At 64.6% G+C, this 12,852-nt stretch carries 13 protein-coding genes; all 13 read right to left on the reverse strand.

What is annotated here, in order from left to right; all coding sequences use genetic code 11:
• Window positions 1-16: 16 nt before the first annotated feature.
• Complete coding sequence (locus tag LQG66_RS06470; protein ID WP_231324552.1) at window positions 17-1,369, reverse strand: pyruvate dehydrogenase complex dihydrolipoamide acetyltransferase; 1,353 nt, start codon at window positions 1,367-1,369, stop codon at window positions 17-19.
• A 2-nt stretch (window positions 1,370-1,371) separates the two neighbouring features.
• On the reverse strand, window positions 1,372-1,677 hold the full coding sequence (locus tag LQG66_RS06475) for a DUF5076 domain-containing protein (RefSeq protein WP_231324554.1): 306 nt from the start codon (window positions 1,675-1,677) through the stop codon (window positions 1,372-1,374).
• Between the two features lie 21 nt (window positions 1,678-1,698).
• Entirely contained in the window at window positions 1,699-3,084 is a 1,386-nt protein-coding gene (locus tag LQG66_RS06480; protein ID WP_231324557.1) for a pyruvate dehydrogenase complex E1 component subunit beta, read from the reverse strand.
• A gap of 32 nt (window positions 3,085-3,116) precedes the next feature.
• Window positions 3,117-4,139 (reverse strand): pyruvate dehydrogenase (acetyl-transferring) E1 component subunit alpha, encoded by a 1,023-nt coding sequence (gene pdhA, locus LQG66_RS06485; protein ID WP_231324559.1) that lies wholly within the window; start codon window positions 4,137-4,139, stop codon window positions 3,117-3,119.
• A 218-nt stretch (window positions 4,140-4,357) separates the two neighbouring features.
• A complete protein-coding gene (locus LQG66_RS06490) occupies window positions 4,358-4,675 on the reverse strand; it encodes an FtsB family cell division protein (protein ID WP_231324561.1) in 318 nt (105 codons plus the stop codon).
• Window positions 4,676-4,710: 35 nt separating this feature from the next.
• Window positions 4,711-5,466, reverse strand: coding sequence for a GNAT family N-acetyltransferase (locus LQG66_RS06495; RefSeq protein WP_231324562.1), 756 nt, complete (start codon window positions 5,464-5,466; stop codon window positions 4,711-4,713).
• A 26-nt stretch (window positions 5,467-5,492) separates the two neighbouring features.
• Window positions 5,493-6,284, reverse strand: a complete 792-nt coding sequence (locus tag LQG66_RS06500; RefSeq protein WP_231324564.1) for an aldolase — start codon at window positions 6,282-6,284, stop codon at window positions 5,493-5,495.
• A 146-nt stretch (window positions 6,285-6,430) separates the two neighbouring features.
• A complete protein-coding gene (locus LQG66_RS06505) occupies window positions 6,431-6,988 on the reverse strand; it encodes an NADPH-dependent FMN reductase (protein WP_231324566.1) in 558 nt (185 codons plus the stop codon).
• 146 nt (window positions 6,989-7,134) lie between these two features.
• Window positions 7,135-8,304, reverse strand: a complete 1,170-nt coding sequence (locus LQG66_RS06510; RefSeq protein ID WP_231324568.1) for a serine hydrolase domain-containing protein — start codon at window positions 8,302-8,304, stop codon at window positions 7,135-7,137.
• 120 nt (window positions 8,305-8,424) lie between these two features.
• Window positions 8,425-8,853 (reverse strand): hypothetical protein, encoded by a 429-nt coding sequence (locus LQG66_RS06515; RefSeq protein ID WP_231324570.1) that lies wholly within the window; start codon window positions 8,851-8,853, stop codon window positions 8,425-8,427.
• A gap of 163 nt (window positions 8,854-9,016) precedes the next feature.
• Window positions 9,017-10,381, reverse strand: coding sequence for a metallophosphoesterase family protein (locus tag LQG66_RS06520; protein ID WP_231324572.1), 1,365 nt, complete (start codon window positions 10,379-10,381; stop codon window positions 9,017-9,019).
• A gap of 188 nt (window positions 10,382-10,569) precedes the next feature.
• Complete coding sequence (locus LQG66_RS06525; protein ID WP_231324574.1) at window positions 10,570-11,568, reverse strand: MBL fold metallo-hydrolase; 999 nt, start codon at window positions 11,566-11,568, stop codon at window positions 10,570-10,572.
• 120 nt (window positions 11,569-11,688) lie between these two features.
• Window positions 11,689-12,831: a zinc-binding dehydrogenase gene (locus tag LQG66_RS06530; RefSeq protein ID WP_231324576.1), complete on the reverse strand. Its 1,143-nt coding sequence runs from the start codon at window positions 12,829-12,831 to the stop codon at window positions 11,689-11,691.
• Window positions 12,832-12,852: the final 21 nt, after the last annotated feature.

The following is a 12,852-nucleotide window of genomic DNA, read 5'->3' on the forward strand; positions in this document are numbered from 1 at the left end:
GTTCCGGAAAGCAAGATCACACCATCATCATCACGGGATTCTCGATCAGCTGCTTGAAGACGCCGATCAGCTCGGCACCGAGCGCGCCGTCGATTGCGCGGTGATCGCACGACAAGGTCACGCTCATCATGCTCGCGATCTCGATCTTGCCGCCCCGCACCACCGGGCGTTCCTCTGACGTGCCGACGGCGAGGATCGTCGCGTGCGGCGGGTTGATCACCGCCGTGAAATGATTGATGCCGTACATGCCGAGGTTGGACACCGCTGTGGTGCCGCCCTGATATTCCTCCGGCTTGAGCTTGCGGGCCCGGGCGCGCGCGGCGAAGTCCTTCATCTCGCCCGAGATTGCCGACAGCGTCTTGGTCTCGGCCTTGCGGATGATCGGGGTGATCAGGCCGCCCGGCATCGCCACCGCCACGCCGATATCGGAATGCTTGTGCTTGAGCATGCCGCCTTCGGTCCAGCTGACGTTGCAGTCCGGCTTCTTCTGCAGCGCGACCGCCATCGCCTTGATGACGAAGTCGTTTACGCTGAGCTTGTAGAGCGGCTTCTTCTCCTTGTCCTTCGGGGCCGCCGCATTGATCTCCTCGCGCGCGGCCAGCAGCTTGCCGATGTCGCAATCGATCGTGAGATAGAAGTGCGGAACAGTCTGCACCGAGGCGGTGAGGCGCTGCGCGATGGTCCGGCGCATGCCGTCATGCGGCACGATGTCGTAGGAGCCCGGCTCGAACAGCGCCAGGACCTGCTTGTCGGACATCGACGGCGCCAGCGCGGGGGCGCCTGCAGCGGCGGGAGCGGCCGACGGCGCGGCCTTGAGGCCCTTGCCCGACTTCGCCTCGTCGACGTCGCGGGCGATGACGCGGCCATGCGGACCGGTGCCGGTGATGCGGCCGAGATCGATGCCGGCATCCTTGGCAAGCCGGCGCGCCAGCGGCGACGAGAACACGCGGGCCTGGCCGTCCGGCTGCGGCGCGGCCGCCAGCGCCGCGACAGCCGGAGCTGCAGCCGGCTTCGGCGCCGGCGCTGCGGCCGGTGGGGTCGCCGCGGCGGGGGCTGCTGACGCGGTGGGCTTCGCCTCAGACTTGGGCGCCGCCGCCGGCGCGCTTCCGGCGGCCTTGACGTCCTCGCCGTCGCCCGCGAGCACCGCGATGACGTCGTTGACGGGCACGTCCTGCGTGCCTTCCGGGACCACGATCCTGGCGAGCGTGCCTTCGTCGACCGCCTCGACCTCCATGGTGGCCTTGTCGGTCTCGATCTCGGCGATGACATCGCCGGACTTGACCTGGTCGCCTTCCTTCTTGAGCCAACGGGCGAGGTTGCCCTTCTCCATCGTCGGCGACAGCGCGGGCATCAGAATGTTGATCGGCATGATCAGTGACCTTGTTTCGACCTGGGGCTGGTGGTGCCCATATCGGTCGGCCGAGCCAGCTCGGCTTCGAACATCTCGACGATACGCTGCAGCGCTTCGTCTTCGGAATAATCGCTCTCGCGCGCATAGGCGCGCGCGGCGTGACGGGCGACGTCGACCAGGAGCAGCCCCCACACGTCAGGCTCCTCGAAGGCGCGCTGGAAGGCGATCGAGAGCCCGCCATCGAGCACGAAGGCGCGCAACACTTCGGTGGCGTCCTCGCGGCCGATCACGTCTGGCGGCAGCGGCTGCTCCTTGGGTCCGGCCATTTTCGGGATTCCTCGGCGGCGTTACCGGTAGCAGACGGACTTGGCGGCCTGCACGACCTCGGCGGCCGAGGGCAGCGCGAGCTTCTCGAGATTGTTGGCATAGGGCATCGGCACGTCCTTGCCCGAGACGCGCACGACCGGCGCATCGAGATAGTCGAAGGCGTGCTCCATGATGCGCGCAGCGATCTCGGCGCCGACGCCGCTCTGCTGCCAGCCCTCTTCCACCGTGACCGCGCGGCCGGTCTTCTTGACCGACGCGATGATGGTCTCGGTGTCCATCGGACGCAGCGTGCGCAGGTCGATCACCTCGGCCTCGATGCCCTCCTTGGCAAGCTCATCGGCGGCCTTGAGCGCATAGGTCATGCCGTTCGACCAGGAGATGAGCGTGACGTCCTTGCCGGCACGCGCGATACGCGCCTTGCCGATCGGGATCACGTAGTCGTCGAGCTTCGGCACCTCGCCGGAATGACCGTAGAGCACCTCGTTCTCGAGGAAGATCACCGGATTCGGATCGCGGATCGCAGCCTTCAGCAGGCCCTTGGCGTCGGCCGCGGAATACGGCGCGACGACCTTCAAGCCGGGCACGTGCGAAAACCATGACGAGTAGTCCTGGCTGTGCTGGGCGGCGACACGGGCGGCAGCACCGTTCGGGCCACGGAACACGATCGAGCAGCCCATCTGGCCGCCGGACATGTACAAGGTCTTGGCCGCCGAGTTGATGATCTGGTCCATCGCCTGCATGGCGAAGTTGAAGGTCATGAACTCGACGATCGGCTTCAGGCCGGCCATCGCCGCACCAACGCCGATGCCGGCGAAGCCGTGCTCGGTGATCGGTGTGTCCATCACGCGGCGTGCGCCGAACTCCTGCAGCAGCCCTTGCGTGACCTTGTAGGCGCCCTGATATTCGGCAACCTCCTCGCCCATGATGAAGACGTCGCCGTCGCGGCGCATCTCCTCCGCCATGGCGTCGCGCAGCGCCTCGCGGATGGTCTGCGTCACCATCTCGGTGCCGGCGGGCACATCCGGATCGGGCTGCGCCACGCTCTGCGGCGCGGCAACGGCCGGCGAGGCCGGAATTGCATCAGCAGCAGCCGGAGGAGCCGACTGCGCGGCCTTCGTCTCGGCCGCGGGTGCTGCGGTCTTGCCGAGATCGGCGGCGCTTTCGCCGTCGGCGAGGATGGTGGCGATCGGCGTGTTGACCGCGACGTCGGCGGTGCCTTCGGGAATCAGGATCTTGCCGAGCGTCCCTTCATCGGTCGCCTCGACCTCCATCGTGGCCTTGTCGGTCTCGATCTCGGCGATCACGTCACCCGACTTGATCGCCTCGCCTTCCTTCTTCAGCCATTTGGCGAGATTGCCCTTCTCCATCGTGGGCGACAGCGCAGGCATCAAAACTTGAATTGGCATATCAGCTCCAGAGAAAACAGCTTGCGCGCGCTTTAGCGATAGACGTCGGTGTAGAGTTCGGCGACATCAGGCTCGGGATCGGCCTGCGCGAAATCGGCGGCTTCGTTGACGATCTTGCGGACGTCGGCATCGATCGCCTTGAGATCCTGCTCGCTCACCTTTGCCGCCAGCAGGCGGTTACGGACCTGCTCGATCGGATCCTGGTCGTGGCGAACCTTCTCGACCTCCTCGCGGGTGCGATACTTGGCCGGGTCCGACATCGAGTGACCGCGATAGCGGTAGGTCTGCATTTCCAGAATGTACGGACCCTTGCCCTCGCGGCACCACGCGACCGCCTTCTCGCCGGCGGCCTTCACCGCGCGGACGTCCATGCCGTCGACCTGCTCGCCCGGAATGTTGAAGGAGATGCCGCGCTTGGAGAAGTCGGTCTGCGCCGAGGCGCGCGACACCGCCGTGCCCATCGCGTAGCGGTTGTTCTCGATCACGTAGATCACCGGCAGCTTCCAGAGCTCCGCCATGTTGAAGCTCTCATAGACCTGCCCCTGGTTCGCCGCGCCGTCGCCGAAATAGGCGATGCTGACCGAGTCGTTGCCGCGATAGCGGTTGGCGAGCGCCAGGCCCGTCCCCAGCGACACCTGCGCACCGACGATGCCGTGGCCGCCGAAGAAATTCTTCTCGATGCTGAACATGTGCATCGAGCCGCCCTTGCCCTTGGAATAGCCGCCGCGGCGCCCGGTGAGCTCGGCCATGACGCCCTTGGCGTCCATGCCGGTCGCCAGCATGTGGCCGTGGTCGCGATAGCCGGTGATGACCTGGTCGCCGGGCTTCAGCGCCATCTGCATGCCGACGACCACAGCCTCCTGGCCGATGTAGAGGTGGCAGAAGCCACCGATCGCACCCATGCCATAAAGCTGACCCGCCTTCTCCTCAAAGCGACGGATCAAGAGCATGTCGCGCAGCGCAGCCAATTCCTGTTCTCTGGTGAATTCCGGCGGCGGGCCGTTGTCCCTGTCCTGCCCTTGTTCCTTTGCGACGGTTTTCTTGGGTGCGGCCATGGCAATTCCGGATGAGAGAAAAAAGTAGCCCTCTCTAGCTCAACTCCAGGGGACGTAAAAGCACTGCGTGACATCACGCCTCTTCCGCCGCGGCTTTGCTTTGCCGCACTGCAACCAAGCGCGAAATATTCAATATCGATATCGCGCGTTTTTGAAATTTGAGGCGCCCCGTCAAAAATTGTGCAGCGTCAGGCCGTCGCCCGCGACGTCGCACCCCGTCACTGCGGGCGGTTGATCCGGATCAAATCATGCGGGTTGGCATAGCCGAGCTGAAAGCGCGCACGCTCGTCCAGCATGTCCGGGTCGACCCGGTCGGAGCGCAACAGCGACACCCGCTTCTCGCCCTCCGTCCGCTCCTGCTTGAGACGGGCGAGCTCGGAGGTCAGTGAGATGATCTCCTGGTCGAGCTCCTGGCGCGCATTGAGGCCATAGCGACCGGTGTAGGCGTTGATGCCGAAATAGCCGATGATGGCCGCCGCCATCGTGTAGAGGGCGAGCCCCGTGAGAAACGATTTGAGCCGCGCGCGGGAGACCATGGGCCGGAAGATGGAACGCCTTGGTTAAGGATCTGCTAATCTGCGCCTGACGGCTTCTTCCCGAAGGTCCCATCGCCCGTCGCTGGCGCGGCGGATCGTCGTAGCACGGTGAAACACAAGCTGGTTCGCGACACGAAACCGAGGCGCTCGTACAGCGCGATCGCCGCATGATTGTCGTCGATGACGTGAAGGAACGGCGTCTCGCCCCTGCCCCTGATCGCTGCCATCAAGGTCAGCACCAGCCGCTGAGCGTAGCCACGGCCGCGATAGTCTGGATGGACACAGACGGCGCTGATTTCCGTGAACCCGTCCAGGCGCATGCGCTCCCCGGCCATGGCAGCCAAGCGCTCCCCGTCGCGGATGCCGATGTAGCGGCCGAGCTCGTGGGTCCTGGCCAGGAACGGCCCGGGCTTGGTCAACGCCGTCAGCTCCAGCATCGCCGGAACGTCGCGACGGTCCAGCATCTCGACCGCGGCATCTCCGACAGGGTCGACAGCCTCTACGGCGACCATCTGGCGGATGTCGGCGCGGAGCCGGGCCTCAAGGCCCCGCAGATCGCCCGGCGGAGCCGGGGTCACGATCGCAACCACAGCATCCTTGGCGAGGTCGGCGAGCTCGGACCACGCGGCATCGCTCTCGTCCGACATGGCGGCAAATGGTGCGATCGCCGCCGGATAGCGACGGGCATGCGCGGCGCCTTCCGCAAGCGTCCGGTGCCCGGTGGTCAGGGCTGACCAGACGGGGCGATCCAACGCTGCGCGCTGCTCGGCAGTGAGATCCAATGTCGGCATCGAACCAGCGTCCAGACGATCAGTCCTCAGCTCCGGTAGACCGGCTCCTCGCCGTCGAGCATGCGCTTGACGGCCTCGAGATGCAACCGAGCCGATTCCGCATCGCCTTCGCGCATCTGCCGAGAGGCGGCTTGCGCGATGGCCGGCTCGACCGCGACGACCTTGCGCCCGGTCGACAGCGCCAGGCACTGCACCTGGCAGGCACGTTCGAGATAATAGAGATCGTCCCAGGCCTCCGCGATCGTCGGCGCCAACACCATGACGCCGTGATGCTTCATGAAGACGATATCGGCATCACCGATCGCGCCGGCAATCCGATCGCCTTCCCGCTCGTCGAGCGCGAGGCCGTTGTAGTTTTCGTCGACGACGGTGCGGCCGTAGAACTTCAGCGCGGTCTGTCCGGCGAAGATCAGCGGCGCGCCTTCCGTCATCGAGAGCGCCGTCGCATACGGCATATGCGTGTGGAACGCGACCTTGGCCCGCGGCAGCGCCTTGTGGATACGGGCATGGATGTAGAAGGCGGTCGCCTCCGGGCGGCCCTCACCGGCAATGACGTTGCCGTCGAAGTCACACACCAGGAGTTGCGATGCCGTCAGCTCGCGGAAGGCGTAGCCGTAGGGATTGACGATGAAGAGGTCATCGTAACCGGGCACCAGGGCTGAGAAATGGTTGCAGATCCCCTCCTCGAGCCCGTGCCGTGCGGCCATCCGGAAGCAGGCCGCAAGGTCGACCCGTGCCTGCCAGACCGCCTCCGATTCAAGATCCGGCTGGTTCGGGCCGGGCTTCGACGACGACACGGGTGTGAACGAATGGGCCATCGTGCTTCCTTGGCAACGCGCATCCTTGCGCAGGTCCGGCATTGCCTTGAAACGGATCGGGCAAGGCGCGTCAACGCCCTGCCCGGATCATACCCGTCATGCAGATGGCGACCGGGGCCGCGGCAGGCGCCCGGCAGCGAACGTGGTCAGCCGTTCTGCTTGGCCACGAAGGCGGCGAACGCGTCCAGATATTGCTGCAGCACCGTCTTCAGCGAATCCTTGACCAGCTCACCCTTCTCATCGAAGGCATCGCCGACGCCGTTCAGGTAGATTTCCGGCTGCCCCATGACCGGGCCGGAAATGCCAGGCATGATGTTCTGCAGATGCTTGGCGGCGGCGACGCCACCGAGCGGGCCCGGGGAGTTGGCGATGAGGCCGACCGGCTTGCCGAGGAACGAGCTCTTGCCATAGGGCCGCGAGGCGATGTCGATCGCGTTCTTCAACACGCCGGGAATCGAGCGGTTGTATTCGGGCGTCAAAATCAGCACGCCGCTCGAGGCCTTCAGCTTCTCGCGCAGCGCGAGCCAGTCGGCCGGCGGATTGCCCTCGAGGTCCTGGTTGAAGAACGACAGGCCTTCGAGCGTCACCACGTCGATCTTCAGGTCGGCCGGAGCCAGCTTGGCCACCGCCTTGGCGATCTTGAGGGTGAAGCTCTCCTTGCGGAGACTCCCGACGAGCGCGACGACGGAATACGGAGCTGGCATGAGACTGTCCTTTGAGGATGACGTGTGGGCAGCACTTAAGGGGCGGCGGCAGGAACATGCAAGTGCATGAACCATGCGTGGCAGGAAACTCAGCGTTTCATCGTGAGAAACGCACGAATGTTCCTCGCCTTATCGCTTCGGCGAACTCAATCCGTTGTCTTGAGGCAGCGGGTGAACTCTGCCACGGCCTGATGCGTGAGCCAGATCGATTGGCCATCGACCGGCTGGGCCCATGACGACAGCTTCGCGATGACGATCTTGTTGGCCGCATCGACGAACAGGTTCTGGCCGTGAATGCCCATCGCAAACATCAGCTGCGGCTCGTCGTCGATGACATACCAGCCGCCGCGGTAGTGCATGTTACGGCTGATGGCGGCGAAACTGTCGCGCCATTGACCATCGCGCCAGGCCTGCGCGTCGCCATTGTGCCTGACGTCGTCAATCCATGACGAGGGGATGATCGGGTTCGAATCGCGCCGGCCGCCGGACAGCACGAGTTGACCCAGGCGACCGAAATCCCGCAGCGTGGCGCAGAAGCCGCCGGTGCAGCGCGGGGCGCCCTTGCGATCGACCGTGATGAAGGCCTCGCCGCTCGCCCCCATCGGCTTCCACAACAGCGTGCTGACGAGGCTTGCGAAGCTGCGGCCGGTGGCACGCTCGACCACCCAGCCGAGCAGATCGGTGTTCGCGGAGACGTAGCTGAAGGCGCCGCCATGCGGCTCGGCCCGCGCGCGCATCGTCTCGTAGAAGTCGTGCAGGTTCGGCGTCGTGCCTGTAGCCACCGGCTCCCAGCCGCTGGCATCGGCATAGGCCTGCAGGCCCGCGCCGTCGAGCACGATGCCGGCGCGCATGTCCACGAGCTGGCGGATCGTGGCGCCGCGATAGGCCGTGGCTGCCACTTCCGGCACGTAGCGTGTGACCTCGGCGTCGACGTCGAGCTCGCCACGACCGGCCAGAATGCCGATCATGAGGCCGGTGATCGACTTGGTCGCGGACATCAGGATATGCGGCGTGTCGCGGTCGGTGCCGCCGTCATAGAACTCGAACACGATGCGGCCGTCATGCAGGACCAGCAGCCCGTCAGTGGCTGTCGCCTTCAGGAAGCCGTCCAGATCGAGCGTGCCACCCTTGGGCAGTCGCAGGCTGAAACCGTCGAACGAGACCGGACTGGCCGGCAGCGGCCAGGCGCTGCCCGGCGCGCTCTCGATGTCGGCGACCGGCAGGATCGACCGGATGTTGTGGAAGGCCCAGCGGCTGAACGGCGCGGTGCGCCAGTTGGAGAGATCGGCGCTGGAGGGAGGTGGAGGATTCGACATGCAGGACCTAGCTGATTCAGGCCAGCTTACATCAGCCTTTGGCGGCCCGAGAACAGACACCACGGCATACCGGCCTTCCCGCGGGGACCGCCCCGGCCGGGTAGTGTTTCAGTTTGAAATTTAGTGGACGGCCGTGCCTTCGATGAACGTCCAAATCGCCCAACCAACACTCAGGGCGAACGCGTACCAAACCATCATTCTAGGCGCGCTCAGGGAAATCAACTTCCGCTCCCTTCCTCCAATATTCTGATGGATAGGTTGAAAACCGAGCGCCTCACGAACACTCTCTTTAAGTTTGAGGGCCTCGTGGCGGTCTTGGTTTATATTTCGAAGGTGCAGAGTAAGTAATAGAAGAAATGCGAGGCCAAACATCTGAACAACAAAAGCAAAGATCGTTCCTGATTTTGCAGAAATCACGCCCGCCAGGACGGCCGTTGCTGTCATCGATAGCCCAAATTCTTGTACCATGAGTTGTTCACGGTACCGCTGCTCATGGCCAATCTCTTTCAACTCTTCAATCTTGAAGATTACTGCATCGTCGAGAGCCATAAGATTCTCTCCTTTGTAGATCAGTATCGTATGCTTTTTGCCAAATAGTCTTCTAGAGGCTGTAGCTCGAATGCCAAGAAGTCCTAAAGGCAAAAGGCGTCCGAGCCTGTGATGATCGAGATCATGGCCGGTCAGGGGACATCGATCTGGTTCAATCCGGGCCTCAGTTGCACGCTTTCACGGTGGTCGCCGCAGCGCGAGACAGCGCGAACCGCTGGTTGTCCGCGACGAAGGACATCGTGACCGTCACGCCGATCGGCGTCGTCGGCGGCGGCGCGGCTCCAGATGTCTTGACAACCCCGGTCCACAACGGCGGCGGCGGTGGGAATTCGGCAAGCTGGACGACGGAATTGTTCGACACGGCAACTCCCGCCGACGCCTTCATCCTGCAGCTCAGCGGTCCCAGCATCTGCGCGCAGAGTTGCGGATCGAACGTGCCGGTCACGGACATATCGGGAGCCGTGATGTCAAGGCTGACGTCGACGGGAACGGCGTCGGCATTGCCGAGATGACCGAGGACCAGGCGCGCGGGCGCGGCACTGTCGCAATTGGCAACGAGCTGACCGTTCTTGATGAAGACCGGACTATCAGTGGCGAAGCTGAAAAGATTGCCGAGCAGCACATCCTGCGCCTGGATGCGATCCATGATTGTGCGGCTGGTCCAGCCGATCTGCGTGTATGGCGCCAGAGGGATCATGCGGAAATCCAGACTGCCGTCGTCACGTGCGGTCAGCATGGTCACGTGCTGCAGCTGACCGGCGTTGGCACTGCCCTGCTTGGTGTCGCCACCGGTCGCGCCGACGACCTGATAGGCGATGTTGTCGATCCGGAGGTCGGCCTGATGGTAGTGAAAATGTCCGGCGATGACCGCGCGCGTGGGATAGCCTGCGAGCAGCCGGTGCACGCGGTCCCATGTCGACCACATGTACCAGAGCGGCTGGTGCAGCAGCACGAAAATGCCGCGAGAGCCGGCGTGCAGCTCAAGATCCTTGGCGAGCCAGTCATACTGCTCATCGGAGATGCCCGCGTAGAACACGTTGCCCCAGCGCGGATCGGTGTCGAGCGCCTCGGAGGAATACAGCACGATGAAATGATAGTCCTTGACGTCGAAGCTGTAATAGAGGCGCTTTTGAACCGACGGATTGAGCCGCCCGTACAATTGCCGAAACAGGACCTCGCGCGATCTGTCAGGAGAATCCTGCACGAAGTTCGGCGGGCTGACATCGTGATCGCCCGCCGTCAGATACCAGGGCGCGCCAAGCCGGCCCAGAATGGCAGAGGCCTGCGCGAACCGCGCCGCGATCTGCTCCGGCGTCTGCAGACTCTCGATGAGATCGCCTGCGTGCAGGACGACGTCGGGCAGCTCGCGCCGCAGCGCGTCCACGCCTTGCTGGAGCACGGCATAGGACTTGTCGAGATCGGCGGCTCCGGTCTGGTCGCCGATGATGCCGATCTTGATGTCGGCCCAAGCGGGCCACGATGCGCCGACCAGCAGGAGTGGAAGCAAGGCGAGGCTGAAGGCGGACATCCGGAGATGGTCGAATCTGCTGCGGAGCCCGCGCACCGGTTTCGACCACCCCTTCATCGCCCTGCCCCATCAGCCGCGGCGCTCAACCTCTGAGCGAATGTACAGGAAGCAAAGCCGCGAATCCATAGCGCGGATGCGAACGGGCCACTGCATGAAACAATGGCCCGCAAGCATGACCCCGCTCGGCTTCAGATCACCGGATTCCACGGCGCGGGAATCAGCCGGTAGCTGGCTCCGTCCTTCTCGACATAGCCGATCGAGGGGAAGGAGAAGTGGAAGCCGATCACCTTGGCTTTTTCGGCCGCGGCCATGTCGTAGAACTTGTGCCGCGTCGCCTGCGCCATCTCGGCATCGGTGTCGAACATCACGTGCCAATCGGGGTTGCGCAGGAACAGCTCGGGGACGTTGGTGACGTCGGACTGGATCAGGACCCTGGCGTTGCCCGAAGCGACGGCAAACGAGGTGTGGCCCGGCGTGTGACCGGGCGTTGCGAGCGCGGTGATGCCCGGCGCAACCTCCTTGTCCCATTCGTACTGCGTGACCTTGTTCTCGAGCCCGGCGAACACCTTCTTGAAGTTGGCGAAATTGCCCTTCATCAGCTCGGACCGGGCCTTGGCGGCGTTGTCGTCGCTGTTCCAGAACGCCCACTCCACGGCCGGCACCTTGATCTCCGCGTTCGGAAACGCCAGCGAGCCGTCGGCGAGCTTGAGGCCGTTGATGTGGTCGCCATGCATGTGCGAGAGCACGACGATGTCGATGCTCTTGGCGTCGACGCCGGCTGCGGCGAGATTCTGCAGGGTGCGGCCGACCGCGCCCTTGCTCGGCTCGAGGTTGGCGACGCCGTTGCCGGTGTCGATCAGGATCAGCTTCGAGCCGGTGTTGATCAGCTGCGGATTGAAGGGAATCGTGATCATGCCCTTCGGCATGTAGGCGCCTTCGGCGGCAGCCAGCGCGTCGTCCTTGGCCGTGTTGACGACGAACTTGTCGGGCATCGGGAGGGTGCGCGCGCCGTCATTGACGGAGGTGCATTCGTAGTCGCCGACCTTGTAGCGGTAGAAGCCAGGCGCCTGGGCGCCGGCGGGCGCAACCGCAGCGCGCGCTTCACGGCCCGCGAGGGGTGGCAACGTAACGGCCGCCCCGGCAAGGGCTGCGCCGGCCATAAAACGACGACGATCAATACTGGTCATGACAAATCTCTCCTCAGCGCTTTGCGGCGGACACCGCCCCCCAAAACCAAAACGGGCGGATTGTCTCCGGCCGCGGGCCAAACGCAAGCCTGTCGGCCGGACCGGAGGAGCGACGTTACGTCACTTATCTTTGTTCGGGTCGATGAGGAATTTTTCGCCCGTGGCCCGTTTGGCGTAGACAGCGAGGTTGGCCGGATCGAGCGCCTCCGCCAATGAGACGACCTTGGTGTAGTGGCTGGCGAAGGTCGTCTTCAGCTCGTCGACCACGCGCTGGCGCAGCCCGCCGGCATCCGCCATGCCGATCTTCATCAGGAATGGAAACAGCAGCCAGCCGCCGACGCTCCAGGTCATGCCGAAGCCGCGCGTGATCTCGGTCGGGCGCGTGTCCAGGCCGCCGTAGATGTAGACCTGCTTGTGCACGTTCGAGCCGTAGCGGCTGTAGGGATGCTTGCCGGACTTGTTGATCGCGGCCTCCATCGCATTGAGGATCTGGCCGGCGAGCTTGCCGCCGCCGATCGCGTCGAAGGCGATGGTGGCGCCGGTCTCGACCAGCGCCGCGGTCAGGTCATCCATGAAGGTCGGCGACGTCGAATCCACGACGTATTTGGCGCCGATGCCGCGCAGCAGCTCGGCCTGTGCTGCACTGCGCACGATGTTGACGAGCGCAATGCCGTCCTTGAGGCAGATCTTGTTGAGCATCTGCCCGAGATTGGATGCCGCCGCGGTGTGCACCAGCGCCGTATGACCTTCGCGCCGCATCGTCTCGGTCATGCCGAGCGAGGTCAGCGGATTGACGAAGCAGGATGCGCCTTCCGCCGCGGTCGTCCCGGCCGGCAGCGGCAGGCATTCGGAGACCTTCATGCAGCGATACTGGCTGTACATTGCGCCGCCGATGGCGGCGACCGTGCGGCCCATCAGCGCCTTGGCGGCGTCGGACGATCCGGTCTTGACCACGACGCCCGCGCCCTCGTTGCCGATCGGCAAGGACTCGTCGAGCCGGCCGGCCATCGCCCGCATCCCTGCCTCCGGCACCTTGGCCGTTATCACGGGCAGGTCCTTGGTGCCGGACGCCTGCATGGTCGACAGGTCGGCGGCACCGACGAGCAGGCCGAGATCGGACGGATTGATCGGCGCCGCCGCGATGCGGACCACGACCTCATCCGGTCCTGGCTCCGGGGTCGGCACGTCGACCAGCGAGAGTTCGAGCTCGCCGCTGCGCTTGATCAACGTGCGCAGTTGCAGACCATGGCTTGCGTCGCTCATGCCGATCTCCCTTGGTGCGTG

Origin of the sequence: Bradyrhizobium ontarionense, from assembly GCF_021088345.1 — a bacterium.
Classification (GTDB): Bacteria; Pseudomonadota; Alphaproteobacteria; order Rhizobiales; family Xanthobacteraceae; genus Bradyrhizobium; species Bradyrhizobium ontarionense.